This is a genomic window from Kitasatospora sp. NPDC058046 (assembly GCF_042885595.1).
Classification (GTDB): domain Bacteria; phylum Actinomycetota; class Actinomycetes; order Streptomycetales; family Streptomycetaceae; genus Kitasatospora.
This window is the reverse complement of sequence record NZ_JBHVRS010000010.1, coordinates 59,790-66,191: the sequence shown is the minus strand read 5'-3', so window position 1 is coordinate 66,191 and position 6,402 is coordinate 59,790. Positions and strand designations below refer to the sequence as shown.

The window sequence follows — 6,402 nt, the reverse complement described above, 5'->3', positions numbered from 1 at the left end:
CGTGAGTCCCGGGGGCTGACGTCCCCGGCCGAGGTCGCACGGCCGAAGTCCCACCGCGGCACCGGTCCGCTCGGTACGATCACGAGCGGTCCGGTGCTGTTCGGCTTCCGGCGTCCGGCGGTTCGGGCGTCCGGCGGGGGTCCGGTTCGGCAGAAGGGAGCCCGGATGCGGGTCGCGCTGTTCGCCACCTGCGTCAACGACGCGCTGTTCCCCGCCACGGCGGTGGCCACCGTCCGGCTGCTGGAACGGCTCGGCGTGACGGTGGACTTCCCCGCCGGGCAGACCTGCTGCGGGCAGCCGCAGTACAACACCGGCTACCGCAGGGGCTGCGAGCCGCTGGTCCGACGGACCGCGAAGGCCTTCGCCGGGTACGACCACGTGGTGACGCCCTCGGGCTCCTGCGTGGCGATGGTCCGGGACAACTACCCCCGGATCGGCGCCAGGGCCGCCGCCGAGGGCCGGGGCACCGAACTCGCCGACCTGGCCACCGACCTGGTGCCCCGGGTGGTCGAGCTGACCGAGTTCCTGACCGACGTGCTCGGCGTCGAGGACGTCGGCGCGTACTTCCCGCACACCGTCACCTACCACCCCTCCTGCCACGGCCTGCGCCTGCTCGGCCTCGGCGGGCGCCCGCGCCGGCTGCTGGGCGCCGTCGAGGGCCTGGAGCTGGTCGAGCTGCCCGGGGCCGAGGAGTGCTGCGGCTTCGGCGGCACCTTCGCGGTCAAGAACGCGGCGGTCTCGGCGGCCATGGCCGAGGACAAGATCGCCAACGCGCTCGGCACCGGCGCCCGCGTGCTCTGCGGCGCCGACAACTCCTGCCTGCTGCACCTCGGCGGCACCCTGCGCCGCCGGGGCGCGCCGCTGCGGCCGCTGCACCTGGCGGAGATCCTGGCCAGCACCGAGGAGCACCCCTGGAGGCCCGTGTGAGCGGTACGTTCCTCGGCATGCCCGCCTTCCCGCAGGCCGCCGCCAAGGCCGTACGGGACGAGCGGCTGCGCGCCAACCTGCGGCACGCCACCCGCACCATCCGCGACAAGCGGGCCCGGGCGGTCGCCGAACTCGCCGACTGGGACCGGCTGCGCGCCGCCGGGAAGGCGATCAAGGACCACACGCTGCGCCACCTCGACCGCTACCTGGTGCAGTTGGAGGAGTCCGTCACGGCGGCCGGCGGCACCGTGCACTGGGCCGCCGACGCCGAGGAGGCCAACCGGATCGTCGCCGGACTGGTCAAGGCCACCGGGCGGACCGAGGTCGTCAAGGTCAAGTCGATGGCCACCCAGGAGATCGAGCTCAACGAGGCGCTGGCGGCCGAGGGGATCACCGCCTACGAGACCGATCTCGCCGAGCTGATCGTGCAGTTGGGCGACGACCGGCCCTCGCACATCCTGGTACCGGCGATCCACCGCAACCGGGCGGAGATCCGGCAGGTCTTCGCCGAGCGGATGGCCTCCTGGGGCCGCCCGGCGCCCAGGGGCCTCACCGACTCGCCCGCCGAACTCGCCGAGGCCGCCCGGCTGCACCTGCGGGAGAAGTTCCTGCGCGCCGAAGTCGCCGTCTCCGGCGCCAACTTCATGGTGGCCGAGACCGGCACCCTGGTGGTGGTCGAGTCCGAGGGCAACGGCCGGATGTGCCTCACCCTGCCGCGCACGCTGATCTCGGTGGTCGGGATCGAGAAGGTCGTGCCGACCTGGCGGGACCTGGAGGTCTTCCTCCAGCTGCTCCCCCGCTCCTCCACCGCCGAGCGGATGAACCCGTACACCTCGCTCTGGACCGGGACGACGGAGGGCGACGGCCCGTCCGAGTTCCACCTGGTGCTGCTGGACAACGGCCGTACCACCGCGCTGGCCGACCAGGTCGGCCGCCAGGCGCTGCGCTGCATCCGCTGCTCGGCCTGCCTCAACGTCTGCCCGGTGTACGAGCGGGCCGGCGGGCACGCCTACGGCTCGGTCTACCCGGGGCCGATCGGCGCCATCCTGACGCCCCAACTGCGCGGCACCGCGAGCCCGGTGGACGCCTCGCTGCCGTACGCCTCCTCGCTCTGCGGGGCCTGCTACGAGGTCTGCCCGGTGGCGATCGACATCCCCGAGGTGCTGGTGCACCTGCGCGAGCGGGTCGCCGAGCAGGGCGGGCACCCGCTGGAGCGGGCCGCGATGGCCGCCGCCGGGTTCGTGCTGGACCACCCGGCGGCGCTCGCCGCCGCCGAGCGGCTGGCCGGGCGCACCCGGTCGCTGCACCCGCGCCGGCTGCCCGGGCCGGGGCGGGCCTGGACCGACACCCGGGACCTGCCGGAGGTGCCGGCCGAACCGTTCCGCGACTGGTGGCGGAGGAACCGCACATGACCGCATCCGACCGGCCCGAACGGCCTTCGAACTCACGGGAGTTGGTGCTCGGCCGGATCCGGGCCGCGCTCGGCGACGCCGCCGGGGTGGCCGAACAGCCGCTGCCCCGCGACTACCTGACGGCGCACGTGCCGACGGACGACCCGGCGGCGGTGCTCGACCTGCTGCACCGCAACCTGGCCGACTACCGGGCCCTGGTGCACCGCTGCCACGAGGACGAACTGCCGCGCCGGATCGCCGGGTTGCTGGTGGAGCGGGGCAGCCGGACGGTCGTGGTGCCGGCCGGGCTGCCGGCCGACTGGCTCACCGCGGCCGAGGCCGAGGGGGTCGAACTCCTCCCGGACGACGGGACGCTGACCGCCGCCCGGCTGGACGCCGTGGACAGCGTGGTGACCGGCTGCGCGCTGGCCGTCGCCGAGACCGGGACGATCGTGCTGGACGCCGGACCGGGCCAGGGGCGACGGCTGCTCTCGCTCGTCCCCGACCACCACGTCTGCGTGGTGCGGGCCCCGGAGCAGGTCGTCGCCTCGGTGCCGCTCGCGCTGCCCCTGCTCGATCCAGTACGGCCGCAGACCTGGATCTCGGGGCCGTCCGCCACCAGCGACATCGAGCTGGACCGGGTGGAGGGGGTGCACGGGCCGCGCACCCTGGAGGTGCTGCTGGTCACCGCGGCGCCGGAGCCGGACGACGCCCGGCACGGCATCCGGGGCGGCACCGGGGGCGGCACCGTCACTCCGGCCTGAGCTCCAGGGTGCAGCACTTCGCCCCGCCGCCGCCCTTCAGCAGCTCCGAGACGTCCACCGGGACGGGCTGGTAGCCGTGCTCGGTCAGCCGGCCGGCCAGGTTCTTGGCGGCCTCCGGCAGCAGCACCCGGCGGCCGTCCGAGACCGCGTTGAGCCCGAACACCTCGGCGTCGGCCCGGTCGGCGAGGATCGCGTCCGGGTAGAGCGCGCGTAGCACCGAACGGCTGTCGGCGTCGAAGGCCTCCGGGTAGTACATGACGTGGTCGTCGGCGAGCACCGCCAGCGCGGTGTCCAGGTGGTAGAAGCGCGGGTCGACCAGGGTCAGGCTGACCACCGGGACGCCGAACAGCTCACCGGCCTCGGCGTGCGCGGCGCGCGAGGTGCGGAAGCCCGTCCCGGCGAGCACCCGGCGGCCCACCACCAGGTGGTCGCCCTCGCCCTCGTTGACGTGCCCGGCCCGGCGCACCTCGCGGTAGCCGCGCTCGCGGAACCAGGCCAGGTAGGCCTCCGACTCGGCGGCCCGCTCCGGGTAGCGGAAGGTGGCGACCAGGGCGCGGCCGTCCAGGACGGTGGCGCCGTTGGCGGCGTACACCATGTCGGGCAGGCCGGGCACCGGGTCGATCAGCTCGACGGTGTGGCCGAGCCGGCGGTACGTCCAGTAGAGCCGCTCCCACTGGCGCAGGGCGAGCGCCGTGTCGGTGGGCTGGGCGGGGTCCATCCACGGGTTGATCGCGTAGTCCACGGTGAAGTGCGTCGGCCGGCACATCAGGTAACGCCGAGGCCGGGCGTGGCGCTCCGGGGTCTGCGTGAGCATGGCTCAACCATCCTTGGATCGCGGGGAGTTCGTCGCACGGAGTTCGGGGTTCACGGGGCCGAACACCTTCGTTCCCAAGGCGGCTGCCCCGACGGAACCGTTCGCACACCCGGGTGGGCGCTCCCAGCGGTCGCACGCCCCCGCGCACCCGGCGCAGGCACCGGCGCACCGACCCTCCGGCGTCGGCCGGCGGACCGCGCCACCGGCGGGCCCGGCGCCTCGGGTCGTCCGGAGTCCGGCCGGAGTTCCGCCCGGACGCCCCGGGGGTAGACAGCATCCGAGTGGACGGCGGACCGGCAGTCGGGGGCAGGCGTTGGGGAACGACGACCGAGACGTGAACGCCACGAGCCGGATCGGCGAGAGCACCATCCACGGCAACGTGGTCCAGGCCGGCGTGGCCAACATCCATCCTCCCCAGCCGCCGCCACCCGATCGGCGGGCCCTCTGGATCGGCCTGCTGCTCCTCGGAGCACTGGTGGGCCTCGGGTCGGGCCTGCTGCTCGTCCGGGGGCAGCTCTCGGGCGCGGACCTGGCCCGGGACGGCCGATCGCCGTCGCCCCCCGTCTCCTCCGCGTCGCCGGGTTCCCCACCGGCTCCCTCGCCTCCGGAGCCCGTGCTGCCTCCGGCGCCGACCCCGACCCCGAGCCCGGCACCCGCGTCCGGACCGGTGTCCGTGCCGGTCCAGTGGCAGGGACAGCTCACCCTCGACACCGGCATGAGCAGCGGGCGGATCATCTGGGGATACGGGCTCGACTCGGTGCCGCCGGGGATCTCGCCCACCGGAGACCTCAGGCTCCAATGCGCCGCCGGGTGCGAACAGAACCAGGTCACGGGCCAGGCGGTCATCCCCTGGCCCGGGCCGAACCCACCCAGCCGGGAGGACTGCCGGCACAAGCTCAACACCGTCCTCGGGCAGCAGACCGTCACCGTGCGGCCCGGTTCCATGGCGTGTTTCGGGACGGCGAAGATGCGGGTCGGGTACTTCACGGCGCGCAGCGCGGGAAACGACGGCCGGACCACATTGGACGTGACCGTGTGGGAACTACCCCCGGGTTCATAGGGCCCACGGGGGCACGTGGTCCATCTCACGTGCCGCCGGAGTCACCTACGGTGGCGTAGGTCACTTGATTGGGTGAACTATCTCTTTCATGCCGAATCTCCAGGAGACCCTTGACCTCGATTCGTATGCCGCCATCGGCGACAGCTTCACCGAGGGTCTGAACGACCCCGGCGTCGACGGCAGGTTCGCCGGCTGGGCCGACCGCCTCGCCGGGATCCTCGCCGACGGGCGCCCGCCGGGTGCCTTCCGCTACGCCAACCTCGCGGTGCGCGGCCGGCTGCTGGACCAGATCACCGCCGAGCAGGTGCCGCAGGTCCAGCGCCTCCAGCCCGACCTGGTCACCTTCTGCGCGGGCGGCAACGACATCCTCCGACCGGGCGCCGACCCGGACGAGGTGGCCGAGCGCTTCGAGGCCGCCGTCGTCCAACTCACCGAAAGCGCCGGGACGGTGCTGATCTGCACCGGCTTCGACACCAAGGACGTGCCGCTGCTGAAGCACCTGCGCGGCAAGATCGCCACCTACAACGGGCACATGCGCGCCGTCGCCGACCGCAACGGCTGCAAGGTGGCCGACCTGTGGTCGCTGCGCGCGGTGCAGGACCGCCGCGCGTGGAGCGAGGACCGCCTGCACCTGTCCCCCGAGGGGCACCAGCGGGTCGCCCTGCTGGCCGCCCGCTCGCTGGGCCTGCGCACCGCGCAGGACCCGGAGGCCCCGTGGCCGGACGCCCAGGCGCTCACCCCCGCCGACCAGCGGCGGGAGAACATCCAGTGGGCCCGCGAGTACCTGCTGCCCTGGGTCGGCCGGCGCCTGCGCGGCGAGTCCTCGGGCGACCACGTCGAGCCCAAGCGGCCGGACCTGCTCCCGCTCTGACGGTCCGTCAGGCCGCTCGCCCGGGCCGGGCGGCCGCGTTCAGACGGCTCCGCCGGGTGCCGCGACCCGGGAGGTCCGCAGCACCCGGTGGAGCACCCCGGCGCAGCCCGCGCCGACCAGGTACCAGAGCAGGTCCGGCGGATTGAAGGTCGAGCCCAGCACCAGCCGGGCCAGGGTGCTGTGCCGCCCCCAGGCGTCCGGCAGTCCGGTCAGCTGGAACAGCTCCACGGCCCAGCTGAGCGCGGCGGCCACGGCGGCGGCCCGGCCGGGGCGCAGCCTCGGCGCGGCCAGCACGAGCAGGGCGTACAGGAGGACGGTGTAGAGCGCGTCCCCGGCGCACTTGGCGAAGTCCCCGCCGAACACGGCCCGCACACCCAGCCCGGCCGCCATGGTCAGCGCCGCCGCCGACGCGGCCGCCAGGCGCGTGCGCCGAAGCGCCCGGGAACCGCTCCCCCCGAGATCGTTCACCCGCCCCACGCTACCCCGCACCCGACGGGCTCCGCCCCGGCCCCGCGCCCCACGCACGCCCCGCCGCCCCCGCACCACCCCCGCGACCCACAAGCGGACCCTCCCCT

Annotated in this window: 7 protein-coding genes; 5 read left to right on the top strand and 2 right to left on the bottom strand. The window is 74.6% G+C overall.

All coding sequences use genetic code 11. The features are described 5' to 3' along the window. Positions 1-165 precede the first annotated feature (165 nt). The 3 genes from ACFVU7_RS21250 to ACFVU7_RS21240 are packed head-to-tail and all read left to right on the top strand — an operon-like array spanning position 166 to position 3,082. Positions 166-927 (top strand): (Fe-S)-binding protein, encoded by a 762-nt coding sequence (locus tag ACFVU7_RS21250; RefSeq protein ID WP_375873725.1) that lies wholly within the window; start codon positions 166-168, stop codon positions 925-927. Continuing rightward, positions 924-2,339 (top strand): lactate utilization protein B, encoded by a 1,416-nt coding sequence (locus ACFVU7_RS21245; RefSeq protein WP_380744626.1) that lies wholly within the window; start codon positions 924-926, stop codon positions 2,337-2,339. The genes ACFVU7_RS21250 and ACFVU7_RS21245 overlap by 4 nt, the downstream gene beginning before the upstream one ends. Further along, positions 2,336-3,082: a lactate utilization protein C gene (locus tag ACFVU7_RS21240; RefSeq protein ID WP_387826281.1), complete on the top strand. Its 747-nt coding sequence runs from the start codon at positions 2,336-2,338 to the stop codon at positions 3,080-3,082. The genes ACFVU7_RS21245 and ACFVU7_RS21240 overlap by 4 nt, the downstream gene beginning before the upstream one ends. On the opposite strand, the gene ddaH is transcribed toward ACFVU7_RS21240, so the two are convergent. Continuing rightward, the gene (gene ddaH / locus ACFVU7_RS21235) at positions 3,069-3,896 is read right to left on the bottom strand and encodes a dimethylargininase (RefSeq protein WP_049652461.1); all 828 of its coding nucleotides are present in this window, start codon (positions 3,894-3,896) and stop codon (positions 3,069-3,071) included. The genes ACFVU7_RS21240 and ddaH overlap by 14 nt on opposite strands. Positions 3,897-4,230: 334 nt before the next feature. Here ddaH and ACFVU7_RS21230 point away from each other — a divergent pair, with 334 nt between their 5' ends. Next, positions 4,231-4,956: a hypothetical protein gene (locus tag ACFVU7_RS21230; RefSeq protein ID WP_388046444.1), complete on the top strand. Its 726-nt coding sequence runs from the start codon at positions 4,231-4,233 to the stop codon at positions 4,954-4,956. Positions 4,957-5,044: 88 nt separating this feature from the next. Then, the gene (locus ACFVU7_RS21225; RefSeq protein ID WP_074004931.1) at positions 5,045-5,827 is read left to right on the top strand and encodes an SGNH/GDSL hydrolase family protein; all 783 of its coding nucleotides are present in this window, start codon (positions 5,045-5,047) and stop codon (positions 5,825-5,827) included. A 39-nt stretch (positions 5,828-5,866) separates the two neighbouring features. Here ACFVU7_RS21225 and ACFVU7_RS21220 read toward each other — a convergent pair whose 3' ends face one another. After that, the gene (locus tag ACFVU7_RS21220) at positions 5,867-6,295 is read right to left on the bottom strand and encodes a DUF2809 domain-containing protein (protein ID WP_388046443.1); all 429 of its coding nucleotides are present in this window, start codon (positions 6,293-6,295) and stop codon (positions 5,867-5,869) included. Positions 6,296-6,402: the final 107 nt, after the last annotated feature.

Bases quoted from the DNA above. Each gene is read 5' to 3' on its own strand.
- ddaH (WP_049652461.1), bottom strand. From the start codon at position 3,896: ATGCTCACGCAGACCCCGGAGCGCCACGCCCGGCCTCGGCGTTACCTG.
- ACFVU7_RS21225 (WP_074004931.1), top strand. From the start codon at position 5,045: ATGCCGAATCTCCAGGAGACCCTTGACCTCGATTCGTATGCCGCCATC.
- ACFVU7_RS21250 (WP_375873725.1), top strand. From the start codon at position 166: ATGCGGGTCGCGCTGTTCGCCACCTGCGTCAACGACGCGCTGTTCCCC.
- ACFVU7_RS21240 (WP_387826281.1), top strand. From the start codon at position 2,336: ATGACCGCATCCGACCGGCCCGAACGGCCTTCGAACTCACGGGAGTTG.